This window comes from Gelidibacter mesophilus DSM 14095 (assembly GCF_000423005.1).
Lineage (GTDB): Bacteria > Bacteroidota > Bacteroidia > Flavobacteriales > Flavobacteriaceae > Gelidibacter > Gelidibacter mesophilus.
Window position 1 is genome coordinate 139,467 of sequence record NZ_AUHD01000007.1, and the last position, 25,245, is coordinate 164,711.

Below are 25,245 nucleotides of genomic sequence, written 5' to 3' on the forward strand. Positions count from 1 at the left end.
AAGTAAAACTATAACTGAAATGATTAGAAGTTGCTGTCGCTTATAAAAAATCAAGTGTCTAATTATTAGTGATCATGGTTTTGCAGATGTTACCTTGCTTTGGTCGGAAATAGCGCATGAAATAGAAAAAAATGTACCCATCTTTGAATATAAATAAATATAAATTTTAAATCTCCAGAAAGTATTACATAAAAAATAAATTTTCATGAAACATCTAAATCTATTACCTTTTTGTATCGCTGTGCTGTCCTTATTAGGATGTCAAGAAAAAAACAACAGTAAAAAATCTGAAAGTCAAGCATACGAAAAACCCAATATTATTTTCATCATGTCAGATGATCACGCCTATCAAGCGATAAGTGCGTATGATAAGACCTTGATCAATACGCCTAATATTGATCGGATTGCTAATGAAGGGATGCTCTTTACGAATGCCAGCGTGACCAACTCTATTTGCGCACCTTCTAGAGCAGTTATCCTTACGGGAAAACACAGCCATATCAACGGGAAAATCGATAATTTGAGCAAGTTTGATACCACCAATGTCACTTTTCCGCAGCTTTTTCAAAAGGCGGGTTATCAAACGGCGATGTTTGGCAAGTTGCACTTTGGTAATAATCCAAAGGGGTTTGACGAATTCAAGATTTTACCAGGGCAAGGCGATTATTACAATCCGAAATTCATTACCCAAAAGGGGGATACCATTATCGATGGCTACGTCACGGACATCACCACCGATCTGACCTTGGATTGGATGAAGCACCGCAGGGATCCCAACAAGCCCTTTATGTTGATGTATTTGCATAAGGCGCCCCACCGAGCCTGGTTGCCAAGTGAAAAGTATTATAAAGAATATACCCAAAAGACCTTTCCACTACCGGAAACCTTGTTTGACGATTACAAGACAAGAGGGTCGGCAGCTAAAACGGCCGAGATGGGCATTTTAAAGCACATGTCACTTATCAATGATAACAAGCTCACGCCAGAAACGGTAAAGGAATTGGACATCAAAGAATGGAGCCGCCTTGGGGAAAGCTTATATACGATGAATGCCGAGCAACGTGCCAAGTGGGACGCCGTTTACGGGCCCATCAATGAGGATTTTAAAAAACGATACCCTACCATGAACGATTCCACGCTAACGGTCTGGAAATACCAACGCTATTTGCAGGATTATTTAGGAACGATTGCATCGGTTGATGACAATGTCGGCCGGGTGTTGGATTATTTGGATGAAGAAAAACTGGCTGATAACACTATTGTTGTCTATACCTCCGATCAAGGTTTTTATTTGGGTGAACACGGCTGGTTTGACAAACGTTTTATGTACAACGAATCGTTTAAAACACCGTTGTTGATCAAATGGCCCAACAAGATCAAACAGGGAATTACCGAAGATGAAATGGTGCAGAACCTGGATTTCGCCCAGACTTTTCTGGAAGTGGCTGGTGTCACCGCACCTGAAGACATGCAGGGCAAAAGCTTGGTGCCGATTTTAACCGGTGATAAAGACGGCTGGGACAGAGATGCCGTGTATTACCACTATTATGAATACCCTGCGGAACATGCCGTAAAAAGACATTATGGCATCGCTACCAAGGATTATAAGATTATCCACTTTTATTATGATGTGAACGAATGGGAATTGTACGATAGAAAAAAGGATCCGCATGAAGTTAACAATGTGATTGATCATCCTGACTATGCCGAGGTGGTGGCCAACATGAAGCAGAAACTGGAGGACATTCGTAAAAAGTATAAGGATTCGGAAGCGCTTGATAAAAAGTATATTGAGCAGTATAATAGGGAGTAGAGGGTAAAGGGTAGTGGGTAGAGGGTAGTGGGTAGTAGGTAGGGGTGCCCGGACTTTAAAATTGTAGAAAAATGGTTTTGGAAATTTTAAATATAAGGATCGTATGAAAAAATATTTATGGAAATATCGGTTGGCAGTATTGATATGTTTTTGCGGGGTACTAACGTCTTGTACGGTCAGCAAACATAGAAAGGGAAAATCTGCTTCGGAGGAATACCGTTTACTATTTGAGGACCAGTTTAACGGTGATGCATACAGTCAAAAGTATTGGACGAGTTACCCAGAGAAACAAGGCAAGGCACCTTGGAACCGGTTTGTGATCAATGACCCTAAATTAGCTGAGGTGAAAAACGGGAATTTACACATTAGGGCTCGATGGAATTCAGAAACGGAGCATCCGGAAACGGGCGCCATCCAGACCAAGGACAAATTCAGTTTTAAATACGGAAAGATTGAAGTGCGAGCAAAGTTTAACCGTGCCGAACAAGGCGGATGGCCAGCGATATGGTTGATGCCCCAGAATGAAATCTACCCAGGCTGGCCCAATGGCGGCGAAATTGATATTATGGAACGCCTCAACACCGATAGCTTTGTGCATCAAGTGGTGCATCAAACCAATGGTGAAGCCAAGCATAATTCGATCGGGATCACCCAAGCTATTTCCCCAACAGATTATAATACCTACGGCATTATAAAAACACCCAACCGCATCGAGTTTTATGTCAATGATCAATTGACCATGGTGCATGAGCCCAAAGATGATTTTGCGCCGAGATGGCCCTTTGAAACCGATTATTACCTCATTTTAAACCACGCCTCTGCCGATAAAGGAAAATCGGGGGTTGACTTTTGGCCAGGGCCTGTGACCTCTACAGAGAATTTTCCGCTTGAAATGGCTATTGATTATGTGAAGGTTTGGGAACTTAAAGATTGATTTTTTTAAATCGATTTTAGCTTGATGTTTTACGATGGCTGCCTACTAAATCTGAAGTGGTAAATCAGTCGATAACGGAAACATAAAAAACTTCTTGTAATGTTTTATCGTTTGGATCAAAGACGAATTTTAATTCAAAAGCATCATTGTCTCTATAGGTTGCCTCGTGGTTAGCGTCCACTTTTAACGGAAGGAGTTTGGTATAACTATCTAAATCCATTCCTAAACGCACGCCATAATTGAGTTGCAGGTTTTCGGACTGTAATCGCATATAGGTAATGCGTTCCACATACTTATTTTTTAAAATTTCGATAATATCGATGTCTGATGCGAACCGAATTAAAGAATCACGTCCGTTATCAAAATCTCGTTTACCAATAACCACAAAGCTATTTGAGTTGGCTTTCAAAAGGGAGTCTCCATCTGCATCTACATGCGGGTTTTTATTTAAGATATAGCTCTTATGGAATTTGATAGCGTTTAAGCGCTGTTCGTTAAGTTTGGTGTTTACCGTAATGGGCGATTCTAAAAATAAATCGAGGCGTTCTTCTTTGTTCAAAGCTTGATTGTCCAGTGAATTACCATTGACTTCTTTATCTTTATAAGACATAAAAAAGCTTGATATAAGAACTAATAAAATGACACTAGTGGCATGCCGTTTAGAGATTGAAAAAGTTTCAGTCATAATTCAGGATTTAAAATAGTTATAACTCTAAGGTAACGATGATTTTAAATGCGTGTATTAATTATATGATGAAAGTATTTATAGGCAAATGAAAAACCTTTTAGGCCAAAGTGAAGTTTGAAATAATAACGGAATTTGCGATGTTGGCATCTGGGAAAAAGTCAAAACTAGATGTGCCGTTTCTTTTTATTCAGATTCATAGGTTGATAAAACAAGATAATATCATAAAAAATCCCGCCAATCCATTTTTAAGGTTGACGGGATTATTTAATTTAGTCTGGATGTGTAATTGATCGTTTGTTTATGTCTTTTTTTCAGACACTAACTAATATCCTGGGTTATTAGGGGTCAACATTGGATTTTTGTCAATAGCACTTTGAGGTATCGGTAATAGATTGTTTTTAGGTGATTGGAATTGTCTGCTTTCAACCAAATTGGCTGGCAAGGTTAAAGAAACATTATAATCGCCGTTTGGCTGTGTTGTTTCTAAAACAGTACCTCTTTTTGTGCCTAATAGGTCTCCATTAAGAACATCTGTCGCGATATTCCAACGGATAATATCATCTCTTCTAAGACCTTCCATGGCAAATTCCACGCGACGTTCGTTTCTTAATAGTGTTCTTAAACTTGCCTGATCAGCATATTTCGCTCTGTCAACTGCCGGCATTCCGGCCCTTAATCGAACAGCATCTAAAGCGTCATAAACCTCACTATCGATTGTTCCCAATTCAATTTTTGCTTCTGCAATGGTTAAAAGTACTTCAGCATATCTAAAAATATAGATATCATTGCCCATATTCCAATAAGGAGAACTTGGGTTAAGATCTAAAAAGGTGGTGTACTTTTTAAAGTTATAGCCGGTTTTAGAAGCGTTATCAGCTTTGTTATAATAATCTGGGCTAGTATCTTCCACAGAACGGTAAACTTTGTTTGCAAATACTTGTCCGGAGTAAACTACTGAAGCCCTTAATCGAGGATCTCTGTTTACGTACGGATTGTTGGGATCATATTCTCCAGCCGTTAGAGCCTCTTGAATTGTTTTACCATTTGCCATTTCGAACGCATCAACCAATGATTGGGTAGGTACAACAGAAGACCAACCTCCAAGACCGTTGGGCATAAATGGTGTGAAATCAAGTGAATAGTTATCTGCTGTGTGTTGTATAGATAAAATAACCTCTTCATTTTGTTCATTTGCTGGATCAAAAAGACCTTCAAAAGTAGCGTTCAACGCATAACCAGAGATACTTTTGGCAGTGCTTAATGCCTTATCATACTCTTTAAAGTAAAGAAAATAACGCATTAATAATGCTTGGGCAGCTCCTTTGGTAGCTTTGCCATACTCATCGCCAGGATAGGAATCTGGCAACATGCCAATCACTGTAGTCAATTCCTCTTCTATAAATGTACGAATCACCTCTTGCGGGTCTCTTGGAACTTTGGCTTCTTCAGGCGTTGCAAAATTTTGTTCTATTAAAGGCACATCTCCATAACTTGTCGTTAGGATGTAATATCTATAGGCTCTAATAAAACGAACTTGAGCTTTGTAAATAGCTCTGTCTTCCTCTGAAACTGTGGTTGCATTGTCAACATTGGCTAAAAACTCGTTACATCGGTTTATGGTCCCAAAATTGTAATAAGAGGCACCTGGGTCTGCAGGAGAAAGATTACCATTTCCAATATTTGTCCAACCTTCCCATGGGAAGTTGTTGTAGGCGTTATCTGAGCCAGAATCACGATACATAAGATCTCCTCCGTCTGCGAAGCCATTATAACAACCAGTCAAGGCCAAGTCTAAATCTTTCTTCGATTTCCAAAATGTGGAAGGTGAAAGCGCATCGTTTGGCGCTGTATCTAAAAATGAATCGTCACAAGCACTAAATGTGACCACGATTCCTAATAAGTATATTAATTTTTTCATCTTGTACTATATATTAAAAAGTTAAATTAACTCCGAGTGAATTGGTCATCACTACAGGGTAACTGCTACCACGTCCTGAAGGTGCTTCTGGATCCCAACCTTTAAGATAGTTGGTTACCGTAAACAAGTTTTGAGCACTGTAATAAACTCTTAGGTTTTTAATACCCCAATTATCTAAAGTTTCACTTGGAATAGTATAGCCTAGCTGCAAATTCTTCATTCTTAAATAATCTGTGCTTCTCAACCAATAACTTGTAGTTGAATTTTGAGGCATACTCGGGCCATTGATCCCGTCAATAAGACGAGGTACACTAGTATTTGTGTTTTCTGGAGTCCAACGATCCAACCAAATTGCCGAAGGTTTTTGACCATCACCGTTAACGGCACCAACAGCGTCAAAATCCATATATCCTTTACCGCCTGTCGCACCTTGGAAAAGCATTTGCAAATCAAAATTCATAAACCCTACGCTTAAATTAAATCCGAAGTTAAAATTTGGTGTAGAATTACCTAACAAAACACGGTCGTCCGCGTCTACGATACCATCGCCGTTGGTGTCTACGTAACGCAAGTCTCCCGGTTTAATTTGGTTCCCATAAATTGTGTTTGTTGGGTATGCATCGATATCCGCCTGGCTTTGATGTAAACCATCCGTTTTATAGCCGTACCAAGAATCAAGAGTTTCACCCAATTGACGAACTTTACGCCCATTGATAATTTGATCTGTTCCCGCTAATTGAACCAATTCGTTTTCGTTATAGGCGATATTTCCTCCAAAACTGAAATCTACTTCTCCAAAGGTGTCTCTATAACTTGCACTGACCTCAATTCCTTTATTCTCTAACATACCTACGTTGTCGAAGAAATTACCTAAAGCAAATTCGTTAGGTGAAGGCACTTGCATGATGATCCCCTCCGTTTCTTTTTTATAAAGATCAATAGTCATATCAATTTTTCTAAATAAACGGACATCCAAACCAATCCCGTAGCTCGTCGTTTTTTCCCAGATCAAAGCACCGTTTTTGGCACTTGTCACTGCTGCGCCTGGTTGAATGGTGCTGTTGAACGGATAGTCCAGGCCAAGTCCTAAAGTAGGTATGGTAGGATAATAGGCAGATTGTCCATCACTTAGGGCATCTTGATTCCCCAGTTGCCCCCAAGACAATCTGATCTTTAAGTCATTGATTGAGTTTTTAGCGTTTTCAAAAAAGGCTTCTTCAGAAATTCTCCAACCTGCAGAGAATGATGGAAACACACCCACTCGGTTATCTTCAGCAAAACGAGAAGAGGCGTCTGATCTTACGTTAGCTTCAAATAAATAACGTCCATCATAATCGTAGTTGATCCGTCCAAAAAACGATATCATATTAAGCTCGCGTGTGTAACCACTATTCCTCATCCCACTAGTTGATCCCGCATCTAAATTGGGTAGTTCAGTGCTCGGGAAATTTTCGCGATAAGCGGTCGTTTGTTTGAAATTAAAAGCTTCAGCGTGATACCCTGCAAGGACCGCTACATTATGCACATCGTTGAACGTGTTAAAATAATTTGCAGTCAAATCAAAAGTGTTACGGGTACTCGTATTTATGACCTCAGTCAATTTAGTAGGACCATGATATTTGTTAGGATTGTATTGCACCTCTTTATTCATTTCTGAATTTTCCTCATTCACATTTCTATGGGAGAATAATGCCTTAACATTAAATCCTTCAAATATATCTGCTTGAATTGAACCTATCCCAACAAATGTTTTACGCAGATAATTAATTTGAGGTCCTAAGTCTAACCATGCAATCGGGTTACCATCAGAAATAGTCCCATAAGTACCGTCCTCATTTTTGTAAGGAATCCATGGTGCAATTCTATTGCCTTGTCTGATGATTTGATCTATTCCGCCGCCTACATAAGCATTGTTTGGCTCCTCGCGGTCCATTTGAGTATAGGACAAATTCATGTTGGTGGTCAACCATTTTTTAGGTGTGACCGTAAGATTGACACGTCCGTTATATTCGTTTTTACCGGTATATTGGATGATACCTTCTTGTTTTTGATGGTTAATAGAGGCACGATATTTTGTGAATTCTGATCCTCCAGAAACGCCTAAGTTATTTGTAATTAAAAAACCTGAGCCTTGGTAAAGAAGATCTTGCCAGTCTGTGTCAGGATGACCAAATGGATCAGTACCATTGCGGAATAATTCAATGTCATTATCTGTGAATTTAGGTGATTTTCCGTTATTGACTAAAGCTTCGTTGTATAAACGCGCATAATCATAAGATCCTAAATAATCAGGTAATTCAGTAGGACGTTGCCAACCCACATCGGTTGTATAGCTCACTACAGGCTCACCAGATTTACCGGATTTTGTAGTAATTAATATAACACCGTTGGCGGCTTTTGAACCGTAAATTGCAGCTGAGGCAGCATCCTTAAGAACGGAGATACTAGCAATGTCATTGGCTTGTACATCATTCAATGATCCTTCTACACCATCAATCAATACCATAGGTGACGCTTGGTTTAAAGTACCTGTACCACGGATTCTGATAGTGGCTCCATCAGCACCTGGTCTTCCAGTTTGTTGATTTACAGATACACCAGGCAACAGACCAGCTAATGCAGCGGATACATTGGTAATAGGTCTGCTTTCAAGCATTTCACCACTTACTGTCGCAACAGAACCTGTAAGGTTTACTTTTTTCTGTACGCCATATCCAACAACAACCACTTCATCTAATGCAGCGGCATTCTCTTCTAGTTGCGCTGAAACCGTTGATTGCCCATTTAAAGGAACCTCTAACGTTGTAAAACCCATATAGGAAATTACCAAAGTTGCATTTGTTGTGGCTACTGAAAGGGAGAAATTACCATCAAAGTCGGTTTGCACGCCATTCGCAGTTCCTTTTTCCAGAACACTGGCTCCCGGCAATGGTGCTCCATTACTGTCAGTAACATTTCCTTTTATCTCGTGTTGTTGGCTCTTGAGAAGGACTGTTTCTCTTATTATAATAGTGTTTTTGTTGCTAAGTTCGAATTCAAAGTTTTTTGAAGAAAGTGCTTGTTTTAATAATTCGTTAGCATCAATTTGACCTTTTTTTAATTTGAGTTTAGGTAGATTTTTAAAAATATCTTCTTGATAAATGAAGGCGAAATCAGTTTGTTTTCTCAAAATGTCAAAAACCTCATCAATGGCGACGGTTTTGTCTTGATCAATTATAATTTTTACGTCCTGTGAGAAGAGTGTGCCTGAAGAAAAACTAAAAACTGAGGTACAAAATAATAATATAAATGTTCTCATAATAAATTGATAGAGACCTCTCCGTTTATGGGAGGGCTGTTTAGTAGTCTGAAATTTCATAGATTTGCATGTTAGTTAATTATACATTTTTATTAATTAATAATATTAAGGGGGGAGATTCACACATTACTTCTCAAGGTTAGGCTTTCTTCCCTTCTTTTAATTGATGATGATTTTTTTGTCGTTTATCTCATAGGCATTAATGAATTTTGTTTCTTTAATGATGTTTAATATATCTTCAATACTTTGTCTTTTTAGCAAAACGCCATTGAACTTGATGTTTTCCATATGGTGATCTCGAAACTCAAATTCAATATCGTACCATCGCGATAATACGACCATGATTTCTTTTAAAGGTTTTCCTTTGAAACTAAACAATCCATTCTTCCATGAAATTTCATCGTAAACATCTACAGTCTTTACAGTTAATTTTTCCCTGTCTATATTGAGTATGGCTTGTTGGCTTGGAATCAAATTTTGTCTTGAGTTCTTACTATTTAGTGCCACTTTACCTTCCACTAATGTGGTATAAATATTAGAGGAATTTTTGTAAGCTTTTATATTGAATTCAGTTCCTAGTACTTCTATATTCTGAACTTGTGATTTCACATTAAACTTACTGCCATGATGCTTTGAACTTGGAGAAACCTCAAAATAAGCTTCGCCATACATGAGTTCTACTTGGCGCAGTGCACCATCTACAAAAGCTACTGGATATTTCAGTTTCGTTTCTGAATTTAACCATACTTTTGTGCCATCAGCTAATTCAAGCTGAAATTGACCACCTCTGGGAATTGTTAAATAGTTGAATGCTATTTCTGATGTGGTGTTGGTTTTAGTATCGTATACTAATTTTTCGCCACTGCTAGTAGCATGATTTACAACAACATTGGTTTCTTTCTCTAAAGAAATTTCTTCACCATTTTCTAAGGTCAGGATCGCTTTATCCGTTCCTATCTGTATCTTGTTTTTTACTATAATAGGAGCAGCCTCTGAAGGTCTTTTTACGGTGTTAATTTTAAGAAAGTAGCCCGAAGCTAAAGCAATGACAACAACTGCCACCGCGGTATATTTCCAGAACTGTGATTTCTTTTTTGTGGGAGCCGTAGTTTCTATAATATTTTTAAAGATTTTGTCTGCTTGAGCATCTTGCATACCAGGAAGATCATCAATCAATTCATGTAAATCCTCTTCAGTTGGAATTTCTGAGGTTTTTTTTGAGTTGTTAATATAGCTCAAAATTTGCTGTGTTTCTTCGGGGGAGCATTTTCGCCCTGCGAATTTTATAAATAGACTTTTAATTTCCGTTGGTTTAAGCATTCTGATCATAATCTGTACCTATAATACCTTTGAGAAGCCATTTAATACTACTCAATATTTCTTTTTTCTTAATAATTTCATATGAAAATGGGTTGATTGGGTTCAGGTGTTTGATTATTAGTGAATTAGATAGAAAAGAATCAATTAATTTATTTTTGCATAAAAGGTATTAGCTTTTTTTTGAGTTGAGACGTACTCGTTATTATAGACTTCAAACTCGATATAACATAAGGTTGGGAAGAGTTAGATTGAAATCAATAAAATAGTTGTTTCAAAATCTATTTACCGGGAGTTGCTCTATATTTATTATAGGAAGTAATTTAAAAAGACTAACAAAACAAAAGCGATATCCTTGTTTTCTAATAGAGAAATTCGAAGTGATTCCAAGGCTTTGCTCATTTGGTTTCTGACCGTATGCGGAGAGATTTGAAGCTCTTCTGCAATTTTATCATAACTTTTGCCTTCATTTCGAGACATTTCAAAAATCATGAGTCTTTTTGGAGGTAGTTTATTCAGTGCGTCGTTTTTTATAAGTTCCAACTCCGATTCACGTATGGTGTGCTCTGTTATATTGGTGACATTCTGACTAGAGTAAAACACTTCCTCACACAATTTTCGGTTATTGGCAGCTTTCTTTAAAAACTTGATGGTTTTGTTCCTTGTTATGGTGAAGAGATATGCTCTAAAGGATAGTTCTGGATTTAAGGATTCGTGTTTAATCCATACTTTTAAAAACACATCTTGAACAATCTCTTCTGCATATACGTCTGAAAAGACCATGCTTAAACTGTATCTGTATAAATCGTTTCTGTAGGTGTCGAAAAGCTTCCGAAATGCTTTATGATTGCCAACTCTAAGTTCATTAACTAATAACTTCTCGTTATGTATTTCTTTAGTACTCATTAATTAAAATACGTTTTTTAGTTTAAAGGAATGTCTAATCCTTAGCTAAATTGTTTTATTAGAAGGAGTTATTTGGTTTAAAGTTGTTAGGTAGAAACCTATAAAAAATTATATATGAAAATTACTCAGCAGAAATCAATATTACAAAAGAATAAATCAACATACTAATTATTTGATTATTATTTATAACAGTCGCAATGCATTATGTGTAACATATTAAAATACGCTGCAAGCGATAATAAAAAAAAGTGCTATAAAGAACGTCATATTTTATCTTTTCAATCTAAACTTTAAAAACCTCCTAAAGGTCTCAAAATGAATTTAAGGGATGATTTAATTAATTATTTATGATCCCCTTTCGATTTTATTTAAAACCTTGCAACATTTAAATTCTTATCGACCAATTACCTTCTCACGCTAATAAATCGAAAGTCACCTTTTCATAGCTTTTTAATATAATAATCAATTGTCTCCATGTTATAGGAGGTTTTTAGGTCTCTTAATTTATTTAAATTTCGTATAATAATGTATTGTCTTATGTTTTATCTGTGCTAACTAAAATTAAAAGTGGTTAAGTATTTCGATTTTTATTTTACGTTCACGGTCAATTGTTCGATACGCGCTTCCACTGTATTAATAGCAGTGTTGACAATGCGAATGTATTTCACCGATTGATTCACGTTACCCTGTAGGATATCCTTGTCTTCTTTGGTAACTATCGATTTCCATTCGGTGCTATCTGTGGACACTTCTAATTTGAAATTGGCGTAACTAGAAGTCGGTGATACTTTTAAAGCCACTCTATTTACGTGGACTAAATCTTGCAATTCAAAACCAAAATAACTGTTGGCTTCAAACCGGATGACCTCTAGGGGTGCATTCATCGTAAGCGTTCGTTCTCTCAACGTGGTTTGTTGGTTTTGGAGTTGCGCCACGTCGGTATATAATTTGTGGGGGTTGTAATGGCCTTCCACCTCAAGATTTTTATCGAAGGCTTGGTTATAGGCATTGGTCAAATAGGCAAAACCCTTGTCAATAAAGGGTTGCATCACCAAGCTGCCCGTCACCACACCTGGTTGGTACGGATTTTGGTTTTCGCTACGATCAATCACATACATTTGTGCTTTAATGGCATTGAGCGCGCGATAGCTCCTTTCAAAATCGTCTGCTTTCTTGGCTTCCAGAGTTTCGTACATATTCAAGAGGGTCAATCCGGATTGTCCCAGAAGTTGGAATTGCTTGACCCAAGGTCTGATCTCATCCAAAAGCACAGCATTATCGGTGCTACCCAGTAGGATATAGGAGGCTTCCACCATATTTTGAAATTCCTTTTTTACTGCAGCAAAATTGCCGACAGGTTGACCTGCTTCAAGCTGTTTTAGAAAGTCATCAGCTAATGGTGCAAAGGTCACGGATTCATCCCGTCTGTATTTATGGCCGTTGGGGCCCAGATCACTATTGTGCCGTGCGAAAATCTCCAAGGCATTGTGACTTTCTGGCATCACCACTTTCATGGCGTTCGACCAATTTTGTCCTGCATTGTATTCCGTCATGTTCCACGTATAATCCGCGACCCCGTAAATGGCGATTTTAGAAGCTTCGGCATGTTCCATTGGGTTGGACACAAAACCAGAAACGTCATTAGCGATATCTTGACCATTGCCATAGGTCGGCCCCATAAGCAGATGGTTCCGAACATAATCAGATACTGGAAAATTCCACCAAATAAATGCTTTCCGTTGGATCTGGTTGTTGATCCAGGCCATGGTTTGCTTATTGATATCGGAAACCACCGTGTTTCCTGTCCACATGATTCGGATGGAAGGGTCCAACTCCTTGCCTAAGGTGGCCAAATAACCGCCTTCCACGTTAGACCAGCCTTTATTGTATTCGGTAGGACACATGATCAATGGTTTTACATCTTTTTTCACGGTTACGAATTTGTTGTGTAAGAAATTCAATAACCCAGCTTGTTGGGTTGGATTGGTGCCTTCTCCTGAAATATCATCAAAAAACACCGCATAGGAGCGAATGCCCAAATCGTACATTAGTTCGAATTTGTGGAGTAGGGCAGCGCGGTCTTCATCATTCCATTTAATGTCCTTCCCCGGGTGAACGGCCCAAACAAAATCCACATGGTTCATTTCAGAACGGTCAATCAATTTTTTTAATTGGACGGCTTCATCTTCAGGATAGGGTTTTCTCCAGTTTGGAGAGCTATGGTAAGGATCGTCCTTTGGTCCATAAATATAAGTGTTCAACTTATTCAATCCGTAAAAGTCGATTTGGCGCATGCGGTGCTCAAAACTCCACGGCGTCCCATAAAAACCTTCAACGGTCCCTCGTGCATGCACATCAGGATAATCTGAAATTTCGCCCAAAGGCATTTGATCTGCTGTCAATAGGCTGAGTAAGGTCCGCACTCCATAATAGGCGCCTCGGGCATCACGTCCAATAACGGTGATGTTCTTATTGGTGCTATTGATGTAATAACCTTCTGGGTTTTCAGGTACTTTTTTTAGGAGTTTTCTAGAAAATTTGTCATTGACCTCTCCAACAGTAATGGAAAATCCCGTTTTGGAACTATTCTTTTCATTAAAAAAAGTAGCCAAAAGACTTTGTGTAGCCTTATCTTCATTTTTCTGCTCCAGATGGAACTGCTTTGGGGTAGTGATAGTTTCTGAAAACTCAACTTGTTGTGGTACGGGATGAATGTCGATGGTCTGCGCACTACCAAATATGCTAGTCAACATAAAAATTCCTGAGAGCAGCATCGTTTTGAAAAGAGAATTGTTTTTAGGCACTTGTAGTTTAATCATAATAAAAGCAAAAGGTTAAGAGAAATCTATTATTTAATTTTATTTGTTAAGTTTTTGAGCTAAGATATTGAGTTGGTTCTTGGCATCTTGGAGCATTTTTTCAAAATTGTCAGGTTTTGAAGTCACGTTAAATTGCGCAACGACTTGGTTTAAATGATCCAATTCATCTAGCATTCCTTGCGCTTCAAGTCCTTCTCTCAAAATCCTGATTTTTTCAGCATCCTGGATGCCTTCCCTTAATTTTTCAAAACGTATGGAGCTTCTGTTGTCTGGATAGACAAGGGAGGTATCGCCAGCTGGCCAGGTGATGAACCGGGAGTCCTGCATTGGGTTTTCGGTCCAGCTGTTGTAGGCCCAACGTAAAAAGCCATCAAAATCAGCGGCCATGGTGTACCAGCCAATAAAGGTGCTTTCAGCGGGAGGGGAAAAGGTAAAGGTGTTTGGAAATTCATGGGCGCAGGACAAATAAAAGGTACTGATATATCCCTTTTCTCTTCTATAGGCCAAATCTTCTGGATCTACGGGGTGACCAAAAGCGGGGGACATGTCTTTCAATGCGTCAGGATACAATTTGTAGCTTTTATGGTTGTCGGCAAACGACACGCCAAATTCCGGCGCATGTTCATTCAGTAATTGCAACATGGCTTTCATCTCTTCCGGGCCGCGTTCGTCCATAGCAATCCGTGTAATGGTGTTCCAGCCTTTTTCTTCTAAATGGGCCTTAAACTGTTCCAAAAACGGAATCCATAAAGCATCATATTCGGGGGTTCCTGGCGCCGCTTTTATCTTGACATCCTTATTTTCGGCTTCATCAAAATAATAAAACTCATTCCCCCAGGGCACCATGGAATAGCCACTGATTTGGTTCTTTATCCCCAAATCCATCATCATCTGCACCCATTGGTCAAAGATGGTATAATCATAACTCCAAGTTCCATCTTCCTTTTTGCGCCATTCAACCATCGCTTCAAACTGGTCGTAGGTCTGTCCGCCCCAAGGTCTCTTGTTCAACGATACGGTAATGACTTTCTGGCCGGCATCGGCAAGGCGTTTCATGAGGGGTTTTAAGAGCCCAAAATGCGCCTCAGACCATGGCTCTACGTCGTGGAAACGTGCTACGGCGTAGGGGTTTTGCCATAAGTCCAAATGGAATTTCCAATCGGAAGCTGGGGGTAATTCCTGATCGATCACCCCAATGGAAAAGGCCATGGTCTTGCTTGCCTGTCCTTTTATGTCGATGGTGAAGGTGCTGTTGTACGTGCCTGCCTTGGCATCAGAAGGGATGTCGAGGGTTACCCAAATTGGACGGGTTTGCTGTGCCTTAAGGGCGTACGAAGAGATTGGATCCAAGACATCGGCCGCTAAAGAGGCATCGAAATCTTCAGGTTTTCTGTAACCGCAACCTTCGGCAAATTCATCCGTAATCACGTGTTTTACAAAATTTATTTTGGCAATATCCGATGGTAAGATGTCACCTGAATCCGACTTGAATTCGGAAAACTTGGTAGTGACTTCAGTCAGCGAATCGTTACTCCATAGAACAACTTGTGCAGAAATGCGTTCGCCTTTCCACGCGGTTCCCGACCAACTGTTTTGCTGTGCCACTTTTGGGATTTCACTAGGTACGAAACGAATATCAGTTGAGGTTACCGAAGCCTGTAAGCCTGTCGGAACAGCCGACCAATTCTGGCCAGGAGTTGGCGCAGGGTCTTGAGGCTCTTCGTAGGTTTGGGCTACGGTAAAGTCTTTTTGATTTTGACATGTAAAAGCCAATAAGATAGAAAAAACTAGAAGCGATTTAAAGAGTAGTTTCATTTTTATTTTTATTTCGAGAGTCGGTATTTATTAGTTCTCATGATTCTGATTTTAACCGTAAGGATCGCAACGGGATACGTAAAGGTCGCAATGCTTTTATAAGATACAATTTGTATAGTTTTGCGTTCCGTCCGGTTTTACTTTGCGGCCTTTGCGGTTAAACTTCTTTAATTGATGTTTTTACACTCTTACTCCCCAATAACAGCGCCCTCCAAGACTTGTTTTTCACTATTTGGAGCAGTATACCACCCTTTTAAAGTTCCTCCACCAGTTGCCTCGTGGAATTTCACGATTAAGGGGTGCCATCCTTTTTTAAGGGCTACCATCCCGTTTTTCTCCATGGCCGAATGGTTTCCACCATTATCCACCACCATTTTTTTGCCGATATATAACAAACTCCCATCGTCAGATGTGGTAGCAAATTCATACAGACCGTCTTCCGCGGCATAAAAATAACCTTTAAATACCATGGACACCTGTTCTTTGCCGTCGTAACCTGAAAAATCAATCGTCTCCACCGGTGTAAAGCTGGCGTTTTTTGGTAAGGTGACCTCATCCACTACAGAAAATTGCTTCTCCCCAGCCCAACGTTTGATGGAACCTGTTTTTGGAGTGATCCCAACAGGTTCCATATAGGTTTGTTTTTCAATCAATGCTGTTCTCTCATCGCTTGCAATCTCCCCTCGATAGGCAATCGTGTTTAAGGTGGCCGTTTCTGAAATTTCGAATGGGCCACTATATTTTTTGGAATCCCTAGACGGTACACTTCCATCGGTGGTGTAATAGATGTCCATACCTTTTAAAGGCGCTTGTAAATCGATGGTCGCTTTATCCAAAAAAGCCACTTTGTCCTTAAATCCTGTCACGGAAGGGATGTGGTATTGGATGTCCAAGGCATCCAATCGGTCGTATTGGCGCAACATTCTTTTTTCGAAATCCTCATGGTCCTTATCCTCTTTTGAAGTCCAGGCTGTTTCTGCCAAGGCCAATAGTCTCGGAAAAGCCATATACTGCAAGCGCTTGAAATTAGGGATCATTTCCGACCATAAGTTGGCTTGAACCCCTAATATATACTTACTTTGGTCTTGGTTAAATCCTTCGGGAATGGGCTCGTAGTTATACACTTTCGCAAAAGGGGTAACCTCGTGTTGTGCATCAAAATAATACTCAAAACAGGGTGTCATCACGATATCATTGCCGTTATTGGCAGCTTTGGTGAGCATGTCCGGTGCCCAATTGCGCCACCACATCATAGACGTCTTGTCAGAGATGCCACCTTCAACAATTTCATCCCAACCCATCATGCGTTTTCCTTTTGATTTTAAGAAGTCTTCAATCTCTCTGTTGAAAAAAGATTGTAGTTCGTGTTCATCTTTTAAATGATTGTCTTTTATGGCTTTTTGGCAGAGCGGACATTCCTTCCACGATTGTATATTCACTTCGTCACCGCCAATATGGATGTATTCTGACGGAAATAAATCGACGATTTCCGATAGGATGTTTTTTGTGAAATCATAGGTTGTCTCTTTTCCCAAACAGGCTGGTGTTGAGAAAAGCTCGCCCCAACCTGCTTCCCCAGTGCAGGATAAATAGGGATAATTATCGATGGCCGATTTGAAATGTCCGGGCATATCAATTTCAGGGATGACCTCTATTTGGCGTTCAGCAGCATAGGCAATAATGTCTTTGATATCGTCTTGGGTAAAGAAACCGCCGTACATTTTTTTCCCATCCCGATCGTGGTAATGCCGTTCGTCAATGGTAAAGGACGGATCCGTTTTTGCCAATTCCTTGCAGGCTTTGTCATGGCTGCTTTCCACGCGCCAAGCCCCTTTTTCGGTCAATAACGGGTATTTTTTGACCTCAATGCGCCAACCTTGATCATCGGTGAGATGCATGTGGTAGGTATTGAGTTTATAAAGGGCCATATAGTCCAAAAAGGTTTTGACCTCGTCCATACTGAAAAAGTGACGGCTAAAATCCATGTGCATCCCCCGCCATGCAAAACGTGGTCCATCCTTAATCGAGATGCTCGGAACCAGCCAATTTTGTTCCTCGCTGTTTTCGGTTTCAATACTCGGAGGAAGCAATTGACGTAAGGTTTGCACCCCGTAAAAGTAACCTGCGGCGTCACTGGCTTTGATAACTATTTTCTTTGGAGTGACTTCTAGAGTATAAGCTTCACGAGTCAGCGATTCATCCTCACTAAAAATGACCCCATTATCTTCCTTGGTATTCACAATGGTGATAGAATCGCCAATAGCCGTTTTAAATAAATCAGATAAATATTTGGCTGCAGGTTTTTGAGCATCATTTGCGACAGATATTTTGGTTTCTTTTGTGAACTTATAACTACCCTCTGCAATTACCATTTCTGAAGGTTTCGGAACTATGGAAACTTCATCATTTGAAAATGTTTTTGTTTTTTTTGTGTCGCAGCTATTAAGAATGAGTAATAGTACGACTAAGGATGAGAAATACTTCATATATGAAATCATTTTAAAAGTGATGGTTTCCTAAACTTGTATTGTTCAGACGGTTTTGTTTTTATTTAGAAACTAGAAGCCATGAATTTTATTCCACTTCCGCTTCAAGCTTATCAGAATCCTTGAAATAATTGATGCCTAAACTATCCCAGTGATTTTCCATTTTTTTAAGGGCCACCTTAAAACTGTCGTAATCTTTATTTTCAAGTTCCGTCCAACCTACTTCGGCATAAGCCGCTATCCTTGGAAATGTCTGACGCTCAACGTCTGCATTGGTTGGGGTCCATTCGCTCCACATTTGGGCGCCTGTACCATAAATATTTTTGTGGTACTGTGCATCCAACCCTTCTGGGATAGGATCAAAATGATAAGCTTTTTTTAAAGGGATAGATTGGTAACTGTAATCTAAATAAGTGCTACTATGCAAGGAGTTAACGATGGCGTAGCCATTTTTGGCGGCATCGGATAACAATTCCAAATCACCTTTCCAAAAATGCACGATGGTATTTTTAGCCAATTCGGTTTCTGCTTCAGCATCATTTTTCTTTTCCGCAAAATCCGCGTGAATGTTTTTACCTAAAATTTCGTTCCAGCCCATCATGCGTCGTCCGTTGTCTTCAATATATTTAGAGATTTTGTTGGTGAAATTGATTTGCAAATCAGCAGGTGATTTGATGTGGTGTTCTTTCATGTATTTCTGAACAGACGCCGACTTCTCCCAAACTTCATAGCCAACTTCATCGCCCCCAATATGAATCACTTCTGAAGGGAACAACTCAAATAATTCATCTAAGACATCTTTGACAAAGGTGATGACTTCTGGTTTGGTGACGTCATAATTATCATACAAACGTCCAAATACGATTGGAACGTCAATAGCTTTACCTTCAGTGCCCAGCCAAGGATACGAAGCAATGGCGGCACTTGCATGACCGGGCATTTCAAATTCTGGGACCACATTGATATTTCGAGCGGCCGCGTAGGCTACAATAGCTTTTATTTGTTCTTGGGTGTAAAAACCACCATGTGGTTCTCCTGATGTTTTTCCGCTTTTCCAAGTGCCAATTTCGCTATCTGTACGAAATGCGCCCACTTCAGTTAGTTTTGGATATTTTTTAATTTCGATGCGCCAGCCTGCATCATCTACTAAGTGCCAGTGCAACGTGTTCATTTTTAGCAATGCCATTTGATCTATCATCTGTTTTGCAAACGCTTCACCATGAAAATAGCGAGCGTCGTCAATCATAAAGGCGCGCCATTTAAACCTGGGACTATCTTTTATGCTAACCGATGGCACTAAAGTAAGGGCGTCTTGGGAACCTTCTTGGTTCTCAGTGACAACTAATTGTTTTAAGGTTTGTACCGCATAAAAATAGCCGGCGGCATCATTGGCCAAAATGCTGATTTTTTTAGGAGATACAATTAACTCATAACCTTCGGGAATGACATCCTCATTTTTTTCAAAACTGATGGAGGCACCATAACTTTTGACCAATGAGGCTTCCACACCTGAAGTTTCAGAAATAAAAGATTGAAAGGATGCAGCTGCATTTTGTTGTTCATCAAGATCAGCGAAAATCTGTTGACCATTTTTAATGGCAAAAGAGCCCTCGCTGACAGTTAAAGAATTGGGTTGTGGGAGAAGCACAATTTCAGAGGCTGTAAAAGACTTGGTTTTCTGTTCGCAATTAGTGAGCGTGAAAATTGCAATTAATGCTAAGAAGGTGATTTTCATTTTTTGATGGTTATAAATGTTTAGTTACGGTTCGTTATTTTAAAAAAAAAACAATCTGAAAATATAGAAACTTACAGGGAATTTTGGAAAAGAATTCGACAGACGACCACAGGTGATGGACGAAGGTATTTTATTCTTGTGGGATAAACGCCATTTTATATTCAGTAGCGGTAAAAGTCATTAATGCTTTGTAAATATAATCACTTACCTGTTTTTGACCAGAAATATTTATCAAATCAACAGTATCTTCTGGTCTATGGTATTGTGGATGTGCGCCTGTATGGATGCCTAAAACAGAAATATCTTTCTTAAAAAACGACACGTGGTCTGAGCCTCCTACGGAACCTGCATGCACAATAGGTGTCAGTCTTAAGGAATCGCCTAATTGTTGCATAAATTCAACACCACCGGGAAAAGTTCCAGCACCATTCATATACACGTGATTTGCCTCATTTAAACGGCCAATCATGTCCATATTGATCATCAATTTTATTTGGGACAATGGCACAAGTGGGTTATCAACAAAATACTGACTCCCCAATAAGCCTTGTTCCTCGGCACCAAAAGCAATGAAAATTACGCTACGTTTTAAGCGTTTTTTATTTGCAGCAACTTTTTCGGCAATTTCCAAGAGTGTTGCAATGCCACTGGCATTATCATCAGCACCATAATGAATTGTATTTTTTTTATCGAATTTTGAAGAAGGTCCGCCCATTCCTAAATGATCATAATGAGCGCCTAAAATAATATATTCATGTTTCAGTATAGGGTCATTGCCTTCAAGAAAGGCCGCAACATTACAGGTTTTGGCAAGAGATTTCTCAGGTTCTCCTTGGGCAACACGGAGACGAGCCTTAAATTTCTGTTGGTAATTTTTTTCCAAAGGAAGAAGGCCATGGACTTTAAAATCTTTGATGATGTAGTTAACAACATCACGATTGGCTTTAGTACCAGGGTAGCGCCCTGCATTCTGTTCTGAGGCCAAGAATAGAATATGGGCCTTGATTTCATTTTCAGTAACGTCGGTTTGCGAAAACGAAGCTTGATAGATAAATATTAAAACTAAAAATACAAGTGTTTTTTTCATGGTTTGATTTACAGGCTTTTGAAGAATTAAAATGGCTTAGAGCCCAAATTAACAAATTATTATGTAATACATAATACATTAAATTCTATTTTATTATATTAGCATGATTTTTTGTCGATTTAGGTTTGTTTCATCTAAGTAAAACCATGGTCTTACAAATTTGAGAGAAATTTAAATGGTATCCGAATAAAGCAGTAATATTTATAAGTAATCTTTCCTAAAATGAAGAAAATTCAGAAAACGGTCCTTTTATTAGTCATCACTCTTGCCTGGATACCTTTCTTTGGACAAGAAATTTCAAAATTGGAACTTGCAGATCTTCCAAGTTTACCTTCGGAAAATGGCACTAGTGAATCCATTGGCTATGCAGGGATGCTTGGCGGTACCCATAATGGTGTTTATATAGCGGCCGGTGGTGCCAATTTTCCTGAGGGACGGCCTTGGGAAGGTGGAAAAAAGGCATGGACCGATGCCATTTTTATTTTTGAGAATGGGCAATGGCGGTTATCTGCAACACAATTGCCAATCCCATTGGCCTATTCGGCTTCGGTTTCTACAGCCCAAGGTATTTTATGCATGGGTGGCAATAATGAAAGCCTGATCAGTGACCAAGTATTTCTAATGACTTATAATAGCGCCACTAAAGAGGTGGAAGTTAATGAATATCCAAAACTTCCAGAGCCTTTGTCGTTTTCATCGGCAGTTCTTTTTGAGGATGCTGTATACCTAATTGGAGGTAACAATTCTGAAGGGAGCACGAATTCATTTTATAGATTAACTTTAAAAGATAAGCAGAAATGGGAAAAACTAACTGATTTTCCTGGACTTCCAAGAGCACTTCATGCTACTGCAATTCAAGAAACCCAAACCACTAAAAAACTTTTCGTGATTGGTGGTAGAAATGAGATCGCCGGTCAGAAGTCAGAAGCCGTAACCACCTATTTATCTTATGATTTTAAAAACCGAACCTGGGCCAATGAAGGTGACTTGCTCATAAAAGATGCGCCTAGGGTTTTGATGGGTGCCTCGGCCGAAGTCATGGGGTCTATGCATATTATGGTGTATGGCGGTAGTGATGCGTTGCTTTTTGATGAATTGGAGACCATTGGTTTGGAAATTGGGAGTACGGAAAGCGATTCTATTACCAATGGATTAATAGCTAGGCGAGACGCTATTCTAAATACCCATCCAGGTTTTTCGAAGGATATTTTGGCCTACAATACTATTACAAAAAAGTGGTTTGTTTATGCCAGTTTGCCTTCCCAAATACCAGTTACGGCTCTTTCGTTTAAAAATAACGACGATTTTATAATTGTTTCCGGAGAGGTTTCGCCAGGGATTCGAACCTCAGGGGTCCAAAATTTCAAAATTGCCGATGCCGCACATCCTTTCGGAATTTTGAATTATAGTATTCTTGCGATATACCTGTTAATCTCCGTTTTGATCGGTCTTTATTTTGCACGGAAACAAAAATCGACTGAAGATTACTTTGTTGGTGGAGGACGCATTCCGTGGTGGGCGGCCGGATTGAGCGTTTTTGGTACCTTGTTGAGCGCCATCACTTTTATGGCGATTCCTGCCAAAGCTTTTATAACGGATTGGTCTTTCTTTTTCCTGAATATTACAGCGATACTCATCACGCCCTTAATCGCTTTTGTGTTTATTCCATTTTTTAATAAACTAAAAATAAAAACGGCCTATGAATATCTAGAGGACCGTTTTAATTATACCGCGCGTGCTTTTGGGAGTCTCTCATTTATTTTATTTCAGTTAGGACGGATTGGGATCGTGTTGTTATTGCCGTCTTTGGCCATTTCCATCGTCACCGGAATTCCTGTGGAAACGAGTATTTTAATTATGGGTGTGCTGTGCATATTTTATACGACTTTTGGGGGGATTGAGGCGGTGATTTGGACCGATGTTATGCAAGTAATTGTACTGCTTGGTGGTAGTGTCTTGGCGGTAGTATGGATCATGTTGCATACTGAAACCTCTTTTGGGGATATGATTACCTATGCTTCGGAACGGGATAAATTTAACATTGCCAATATGGACTTCAACTTTACGGAATCCACATTCTGGGTGGTGTTTATCGGAGGACTCGCCTCAGCGATGGTCACCCAAGGTACGGATCAAACTATTGTGCAGCGGTATTTGACCAGTTCCAGCGTTAAGGATTCCCAGAAAACCTTATATACCAATGCCGTCCTGACCTTACCAGCAACTATAATATTTTTTGGAATAGGGACGCTCTTGTTTATATTTTATTCTGAAATGCCTAGCAAACTGTCGCCAGCCATTTCCAATAACGATTCCATCTTTCCGTGGTATATTGTAAGAGAGTTGCCAATGGGTGTTTCCGGCTTGTTGGTAGCGGGAATTTTCTCTGCCGCCATGTCGAGTATCAGTAGTAGTCTAAATTCGGTGTCCACTGCGTATTGCAACGATTTCCATCTACATTTTAGACCTAAAGTTAATGATACCAAGCTCTTGCGTATTGCGCGTGCCGCCACTATGGTAACGGGTGTTCTTGGTGTTCTTTTGGCACTGTGGATGGCAAGTTCTGAAATTAAATCGCTTTGGGATCAGTTTTACCGGTTTTTAGGGCTTTTTACGGGAGGTCTTGGAGGTATGTTTCTTTTGGGAATGCTCACCAAAAAAGCAAATGCCAAAGGTACTTTAATGGGCTTGGTGGTCAGTGCGCTTTTAATATGGTACATCAGCGTTTTTACAGAAATCAACTTTTTGATGTATTCCTTTTTTGGGGTAGCATCCTGCTTTGGTTTTGGGTATATGTTCAGCTTGATGTTTCCTAATAAAGAAAATCAGGAGCAAATTGAATAATGATTTAAAACTTCGTCAAGCTTTTATGTAGTGTCATGCCGATTTAAAAAGTTCTGAACGTTTTGCGTGAGGGATAGCAGTGGAAAGCCCGGAGCGACCCGATTTTTAATGGGGAAGCGAGGACTTGGAACGGATAGCCCGACCCTTTTGGGGCACGCCCAAATAAGGCACAACCACAGTGGTGTTTATGAGTCCAATTCGTGCTATTTTACTAATTCTTGCCATTCAGGAGAAAAATATGTGGAACGTCCGCCCACTTTAATTTTCTTTATTTCTGCGCCTGTGTGAACACATTTTGCACCTTCTTTGCGATTGTGGATTAAGAAATATTCAGGAAAATCAGGATAGTGGGCCTCGTTTTTAATAGCCACTTCAATCACATTTTTCATGGCCTTAAAGATGGTGTCAATGTTTTTTTCTGAGAGGTCTTGCACTTTGCTTTCAGGATGTATTTTCGACTGATATAAAATGTCATCGGCCATCCAATTACCAATTCCAGCTGCCACACTTTGGTCCATAAGAACAGCTTTGATAGCGGTTTTCCGTTTGCCCAATGCGGTCTTAAAATCCTCTAAACTTAAGTCTCTGGCATCATCACTGAGTTTGCGAGCTGCTTTGTAATCTGCAATAGCGTCTGTCAAATCCCACCAACCAAACTTACGTTTGTTTTCAAAGGCAAAGTGAAATCCGTTTTCAAAGGTTAGAACGATATGGCCATATTTTGGACGATCTTCTTTTTCCTTATAATAGTTGGGACGACCGGTCATGCCAAAATGGATAACCAGTATTTTTTTGCCCGAAGTTTTGACGAACAAATACTTTCCAATCCGTTTGGTGCCGGTCAGTTTTTCGTTAACAAGATACTTTTCAAAATCTGCTGATGCGGTTTTCAGCAATCGGGCATCTCGACATTCAAATGCGGTGATTTCTTTATTTAAGCAGGTGCTGTCTATGTAGATTTTATAACCCTCTACTTCTGGTAGTTCTGGCATAGGTATTCGTTTCTGTCTAAATTAACTAAAATCTGTCCAAAAATAAGTAAAAGATGCGAAATACGACTTTAGTTTTATGTAACTCATTGATGTATAATAAAGTACGAATTCAATTATGATCACGGAATTGGTGTCAAATAAATTCTTAAATTTGGTACTATGAAGATTTACAAACTTACTACCGTTACAGACAAAGTCGTTACTGCATTTGAGAAATTAATACCTCTACTTGCCCCTGATGTTGTTTTACCTACTAAGGAAGACTTAGAGGCGATTGTAGGCTCTGGCAACACTTTACTCTTTATAGCAGAAGATGCCAATGAAATTGTGGGCACATTGACCTTGGTGGTGAACAAAATACCTACAGGCGACAAAATTTGGATAGAGGATGTGGTGGTGGATACTTCGGTCAGGGGTAAAGGTGTTGGTATAAAACTGATGGATTTTTCTATGACGTATGCCAAGAATAAACGTATGAAAAGTATTAATTTGACCTCCAGTCCTGAAAGGGTTGCAGCTAATACGCTGTACCAAAAGCTGGGCTTTGTGAAACGAGAAACTAATGTCTATAGGTTAATGATTGATTAAGAGTT

Annotated in this window: 15 protein-coding genes; 4 read left to right on the plus strand and 11 right to left on the minus strand. The window is 39.5% G+C overall.

The window, feature by feature from the left end; translation table 11 throughout:
• The first annotated feature begins 205 nt into the window (after nucleotides 1-205).
• Together G525_RS0109415 and G525_RS0109420 are read left to right on the plus strand one after the other, a co-directional pair.
• The gene (locus G525_RS0109415) at nucleotides 206-1,813 is read left to right on the plus strand and encodes a sulfatase family protein (protein WP_027125949.1); all 1,608 of its coding nucleotides are present in this window, start codon (nucleotides 206-208) and stop codon (nucleotides 1,811-1,813) included.
• Between the two features lie 103 nt (nucleotides 1,814-1,916).
• The gene (locus G525_RS0109420; RefSeq protein ID WP_027125950.1) at nucleotides 1,917-2,747 is read left to right on the plus strand and encodes a glycoside hydrolase family 16 protein; all 831 of its coding nucleotides are present in this window, start codon (nucleotides 1,917-1,919) and stop codon (nucleotides 2,745-2,747) included.
• A 64-nt stretch (nucleotides 2,748-2,811) separates the two neighbouring features.
• On the opposite strand, the gene G525_RS0109425 is transcribed toward G525_RS0109420, so the two are convergent.
• The 10 genes from G525_RS0109425 to G525_RS0109475 all read right to left on the minus strand — a co-directional run bounded on the left by G525_RS0109425 (nucleotide 2,812) and on the right by G525_RS0109475 (nucleotide 20,816).
• The gene (locus G525_RS0109425; RefSeq protein ID WP_027125951.1) at nucleotides 2,812-3,432 is read right to left on the minus strand and encodes a hypothetical protein; all 621 of its coding nucleotides are present in this window, start codon (nucleotides 3,430-3,432) and stop codon (nucleotides 2,812-2,814) included.
• 325 nt (nucleotides 3,433-3,757) lie between these two features.
• Nucleotides 3,758-5,353, minus strand: coding sequence for a RagB/SusD family nutrient uptake outer membrane protein (locus tag G525_RS0109435; RefSeq protein ID WP_027125952.1), 1,596 nt, complete (start codon nucleotides 5,351-5,353; stop codon nucleotides 3,758-3,760).
• 13 nt (nucleotides 5,354-5,366) lie between these two features.
• The gene (locus G525_RS0109440) at nucleotides 5,367-8,651 is read right to left on the minus strand and encodes a SusC/RagA family TonB-linked outer membrane protein (RefSeq protein WP_035479382.1); all 3,285 of its coding nucleotides are present in this window, start codon (nucleotides 8,649-8,651) and stop codon (nucleotides 5,367-5,369) included.
• A 159-nt stretch (nucleotides 8,652-8,810) separates the two neighbouring features.
• A complete protein-coding gene (locus tag G525_RS20650) occupies nucleotides 8,811-9,890 on the minus strand; it encodes a FecR family protein (RefSeq protein WP_169514434.1) in 1,080 nt (359 codons plus the stop codon).
• 387 nt (nucleotides 9,891-10,277) lie between these two features.
• Nucleotides 10,278-10,874: an RNA polymerase sigma-70 factor gene (locus tag G525_RS0109450; RefSeq protein WP_027125954.1), complete on the minus strand. Its 597-nt coding sequence runs from the start codon at nucleotides 10,872-10,874 to the stop codon at nucleotides 10,278-10,280.
• A 587-nt stretch (nucleotides 10,875-11,461) separates the two neighbouring features.
• Entirely contained in the window at nucleotides 11,462-13,693 is a 2,232-nt protein-coding gene (locus tag G525_RS0109455; protein WP_211222925.1) for a beta-N-acetylglucosaminidase, read from the minus strand.
• A gap of 39 nt (nucleotides 13,694-13,732) precedes the next feature.
• Nucleotides 13,733-15,508 (minus strand): DUF4091 domain-containing protein, encoded by a 1,776-nt coding sequence (locus G525_RS0109460; protein ID WP_084647738.1) that lies wholly within the window; start codon nucleotides 15,506-15,508, stop codon nucleotides 13,733-13,735.
• A 188-nt stretch (nucleotides 15,509-15,696) separates the two neighbouring features.
• A complete protein-coding gene (locus tag G525_RS0109465) occupies nucleotides 15,697-17,994 on the minus strand; it encodes a family 20 glycosylhydrolase (protein WP_051209874.1) in 2,298 nt (765 codons plus the stop codon).
• An 88-nt stretch (nucleotides 17,995-18,082) separates the two neighbouring features.
• Nucleotides 18,083-19,729 carry a beta-N-acetylhexosaminidase gene (locus G525_RS0109470; RefSeq protein WP_027125958.1) on the minus strand — a complete coding sequence of 549 codons (1,647 nt, stop codon included), beginning with the start codon at nucleotides 19,727-19,729 and terminating at the stop codon, nucleotides 18,083-18,085.
• Between the two features lie 130 nt (nucleotides 19,730-19,859).
• A complete protein-coding gene (locus tag G525_RS0109475) occupies nucleotides 19,860-20,816 on the minus strand; it encodes a M20/M25/M40 family metallo-hydrolase (protein ID WP_027125959.1) in 957 nt (318 codons plus the stop codon).
• A gap of 222 nt (nucleotides 20,817-21,038) precedes the next feature.
• Between G525_RS0109475 and G525_RS0109480 the strand changes: the two genes are divergently transcribed.
• Nucleotides 21,039-23,660, plus strand: a complete 2,622-nt coding sequence (locus tag G525_RS0109480) for a sodium:solute symporter family protein (RefSeq protein WP_035479385.1) — start codon at nucleotides 21,039-21,041, stop codon at nucleotides 23,658-23,660.
• 203 nt (nucleotides 23,661-23,863) lie between these two features.
• On the opposite strand, the gene G525_RS0109485 is transcribed toward G525_RS0109480, so the two are convergent.
• Nucleotides 23,864-24,652, minus strand: a complete 789-nt coding sequence (locus tag G525_RS0109485) for an Fpg/Nei family DNA glycosylase (RefSeq protein ID WP_027125961.1) — start codon at nucleotides 24,650-24,652, stop codon at nucleotides 23,864-23,866.
• Nucleotides 24,653-24,811: 159 nt separating this feature from the next.
• On the opposite strand from G525_RS0109485, the gene G525_RS0109490 reads away from it, so the two are divergent.
• Entirely contained in the window at nucleotides 24,812-25,240 is a 429-nt protein-coding gene (locus G525_RS0109490) for a GNAT family N-acetyltransferase (protein WP_027125962.1), read from the plus strand.
• Nucleotides 25,241-25,245 lie beyond the last annotated feature (5 nt).

What these genes read in the sequence shown, in the direction of transcription:
- G525_RS0109415 (WP_027125949.1), top strand. Translation starts at nt 206, where the DNA reads ATGAAACATCTAAATCTATTACCTTTTTGTATCGCTGTGCTGTCCTTA.
- G525_RS0109420 (WP_027125950.1), top strand. Translation starts at nt 1,917, where the DNA reads ATGAAAAAATATTTATGGAAATATCGGTTGGCAGTATTGATATGTTTT.
- G525_RS0109425 (WP_027125951.1), bottom strand. Translation starts at nt 3,432, where the DNA reads ATGACTGAAACTTTTTCAATCTCTAAACGGCATGCCACTAGTGTCATT.
- G525_RS0109435 (WP_027125952.1), bottom strand. Translation starts at nt 5,353, where the DNA reads ATGAAAAAATTAATATACTTATTAGGAATCGTGGTCACATTTAGTGCT.
- G525_RS0109440 (WP_035479382.1), bottom strand. Translation starts at nt 8,651, where the DNA reads ATGAGAACATTTATATTATTATTTTGTACCTCAGTTTTTAGTTTTTCT.
- G525_RS0109450 (WP_027125954.1), bottom strand. Translation starts at nt 10,874, where the DNA reads ATGAGTACTAAAGAAATACATAACGAGAAGTTATTAGTTAATGAACTT.
- G525_RS0109455 (WP_211222925.1), bottom strand. Translation starts at nt 13,693, where the DNA reads ATGATTAAACTACAAGTGCCTAAAAACAATTCTCTTTTCAAAACGATG.
- G525_RS0109460 (WP_084647738.1), bottom strand. Translation starts at nt 15,508, where the DNA reads ATGAAACTACTCTTTAAATCGCTTCTAGTTTTTTCTATCTTATTGGCT.
- G525_RS0109465 (WP_051209874.1), bottom strand. Translation starts at nt 17,994, where the DNA reads ATGAAGTATTTCTCATCCTTAGTCGTACTATTACTCATTCTTAATAGC.
- G525_RS0109470 (WP_027125958.1), bottom strand. Translation starts at nt 19,729, where the DNA reads ATGAAAATCACCTTCTTAGCATTAATTGCAATTTTCACGCTCACTAAT.
- G525_RS0109475 (WP_027125959.1), bottom strand. Translation starts at nt 20,816, where the DNA reads ATGAAAAAAACACTTGTATTTTTAGTTTTAATATTTATCTATCAAGCT.
- G525_RS0109480 (WP_035479385.1), top strand. Translation starts at nt 21,039, where the DNA reads ATGAAGAAAATTCAGAAAACGGTCCTTTTATTAGTCATCACTCTTGCC.
- G525_RS0109485 (WP_027125961.1), bottom strand. Translation starts at nt 24,652, where the DNA reads ATGCCAGAACTACCAGAAGTAGAGGGTTATAAAATCTACATAGACAGC.
- G525_RS0109490 (WP_027125962.1), top strand. Translation starts at nt 24,812, where the DNA reads ATGAAGATTTACAAACTTACTACCGTTACAGACAAAGTCGTTACTGCA.